The following is a 2,817-nucleotide window of genomic DNA, read 5'->3' as shown; positions in this document are numbered from 1 at the left end:
ACTCATGCAGTATGCCAAGCGGCACAACGTCACGATTTTTATTGTCGGTCATGTCAACAAAGAAGGCACATTGGCAGGTCCGAAAATTTTGGAACATATGGTTGACTGTGTGCTGTATTTTGAGGGCGAGAAGCAGGTTTCGTTCCGCTGTCTGCGTGCAGCAAAAAACCGTTTTGGCTCGACGAATGAAATCGGTGTGTTTGAGATGAGCGATTGCGGCTTGGTGGAAGTACCGAATCCATCGGCAGCGATGCTGTCCGGTCATCCGATGGACGCTTCGGGCAATTGTATTGCCTGCACGATGGAAGGCAGTCGGCCTATTTTGGCAGAGATTCAGGCCTTGGTGACAAAAACAGCGTATGGCACGCCGCGCCGCATGTCTGCCGGTGTAGATTATAATCGCATGGTGCTGCTGCTTGCCATTTTGGAAAAACGAGTAGGACTGTATCTGTCCTCCAGTGATGCGTATATCAATGTCATCGGTGGTATGCGGCTGGATGAACCAGCAATTGACTTGCCGATTGCCTTAGCTGTGGCGTCCAGTTATCGAGATCAGCCGCTTCCAGAAGGCGTTATGTCCTTTGGGGAAGTTGGTCTGACGGGAGAACTACGCGCAGTCACAGCAGTGAGCCAGCGCATTCATGAAGCCATTCGGTTGGGCTTTACGACTTGTATCATGCCAAAGCAGGACATCGGACGCATGGAAATTCCAGATAGCTTTCATATTGTTCAGGTGGAAAATATTGCGCAGGCAATCGGTGCAGCTTTTGGGAGAAAATAAGAGAAAAATTATTGTTTGTGCACTTCATGCTTGACAATCTCCCTTCTGCCTGTTATAATACAGGCACGATATAAATTTTGATTTGTGCGTGGTATGTTTTACAACCGCCACGCCGGTTATCAGTGGCTATAGCTCGTCGGATGAATCAGTGGTGCGGATTACACCATCTGACCACATCCAGCCATAGCCGGTATTGTAGAGAGGTACAGGGGTACCCATAGGTTTCACCCCCCTCTCTATAGAGCCTTTGCAATGCTAGTGCTTAGGCTCTTTTCTTTTTAGTTATTTGAGAGGGGCTTTCTTTGTTGTGTCCCTCTCTCTTAACTGTCTATATTATACAACATGTACCCGTGTTTGTATATAGGTAATACACACAAATATACACGGGTACATGTAAAATAGTTTGTGCAGTTTGACGTACACAGCACGAGAACACACGTGCACCGGTGGGGGACATGACCGCAGCCAGCGCGGCGGGTAAACCGGAAAATTTCTCGCAAAATAAAAAAAGTCTCTTGACAACACGTACCCATGTATGCTATTCTTTGCTCATGACAGGAGGGCAAGATATGAGTAAAGAATCAGACGCGCGAAAAAGGGAATTAAACGGCGCATCGGCAAAATCGGCGTACCAGCAAAAGAAACACGCGAATGCAAAGTATAACGCCAAGTTTGACGATGTGAAAACACGCATCCCCAAAGGCGAAAGGGAAAAATGGAAAGCATATGCCGCGCAGAACGGAACAAGTCTGCAACAGCTGATTATCGGGATGATGCATGAAGCCATGGACAAAGACGGTTTCGATTATTCCATCTCTGAGCAATCGCTCGAAAAATCTGAATAAAAACAAAAAGGGCATCCGCGAGGGTGTCCTTTTCCTGTATCATCTGATATAATAAAACCAAAATAACACGCGCTCACACAGCAGGTGTGGGCAGACCTAAAGAGGTTGGCACAGAATTGCAGTGCTGACCTCTTTTTTTATTTTCGGAGGATACAAATATGAACTATTCAAAAACGGCTTCTGAAATTCTCAAATACGTCAAAAAAGACCCCTTTGACCATGAGCCGCAAGAGAACTATTTTGATTTATGCCGTGCTTGGTTTAAAGAGTGGGAGGATGTGTCAGTGAAAGCGCCCTTGTAGCTGCGTAACCGCAATGACCTGAGACAAAAAATCTCAAAAACCGCAAAAAGCCACTTAACATCGGTGTCAGCATATGGTATCCTATATGCAAAGCAGAAAACGGAGGGATACCTATGGAATTACAGCTTCCATTGATTTTGGATGGTGCGACCGGCACACAGCTGCAAAAGCGTGGATACACCAATGAACAGTGCGCAGAGCAGTGGGTCTTGGAGCATCCGGAAGCCATTCAGGACATTCAAAAAAACTATGTTGCGGCAGGCAGCAATATTGTCTATGCCAGCACCTTTGGTGCAAATCGCATAAAACTGGAAGGCAATGGCATTCATGGACAGACGACAGAGTACAATACACGATTGGTTGGCTTGTCCCGTGAAGCAGTTGGACAAAAGGCAATGGTTGCCGGAGATATTGCGCCGACCGGCAAATTTTTGTACCCGATTGGCGATTTGAGTTTTGATGATCTGTTGGATGTCTATACAGAACAAGCAAAAGCCTTGGAAGACGCTGGCGTGGATGTCTTTGTCATTGAGACAACGATGACGATTCCGGAAGCGCGTGCGGCGATTCTCGCAGTAAAGAGCATCAGCGATAAGCCGGTATTTGTCACATTTACCTGTGATGAAAATGGCAAGACACTGACGGGTACTGATGTCACCGCGGCGCTGGTAATCATGCAGAGCATGGGTGCTGATGCCTTCGGCTTGAATTGTTCTGTGGGACCGGATAAGATGTTGATTCAGCTCGAACGTATGGCAGAATATGCACAGGTTCCGTTGATTGCAAAGCCTAATGCAGGCATTCCGGAAATGGTAGACGGCAAGGCTGTATATACCTGTAAGCCGGAAGAATTTGCAGCACTTGTGCCGGAAATGGCGGCAGCAGGTGT

Annotated in this window: 4 protein-coding genes; all 4 read left to right on the top strand. The window is 47.1% G+C overall.

Annotated features, from left to right (window positions below):
- A partial coding sequence (locus ACR0P9_RS10380; RefSeq protein WP_432619878.1) for a magnesium chelatase domain-containing protein occupies positions 1-781 on the top strand: 781 nt, incomplete at its 5' end.
- Positions 782-1,236: 455 nt separating this feature from the next.
- Positions 1,237-1,626, top strand: a complete 390-nt coding sequence (locus ACR0P9_RS10375) for a hypothetical protein (RefSeq protein WP_432619876.1) — start codon at positions 1,237-1,239, stop codon at positions 1,624-1,626.
- 158 nt (positions 1,627-1,784) lie between these two features.
- A complete protein-coding gene (locus ACR0P9_RS10370; RefSeq protein WP_432619874.1) occupies positions 1,785-1,928 on the top strand; it encodes a hypothetical protein in 144 nt (47 codons plus the stop codon).
- A gap of 113 nt (positions 1,929-2,041) precedes the next feature.
- On the top strand, positions 2,042-2,817 hold a 776-nt coding region (locus tag ACR0P9_RS10365; protein WP_432619872.1), incomplete at its 3' end, for a homocysteine S-methyltransferase family protein.

The organism is Butyricicoccus sp. (assembly GCF_050872565.1).
Taxonomy (GTDB): domain Bacteria; phylum Bacillota; class Clostridia; order Oscillospirales; family Butyricicoccaceae; genus Butyricicoccus_A.
This window is presented reverse-complemented; position numbering and strand designations above follow the sequence as displayed.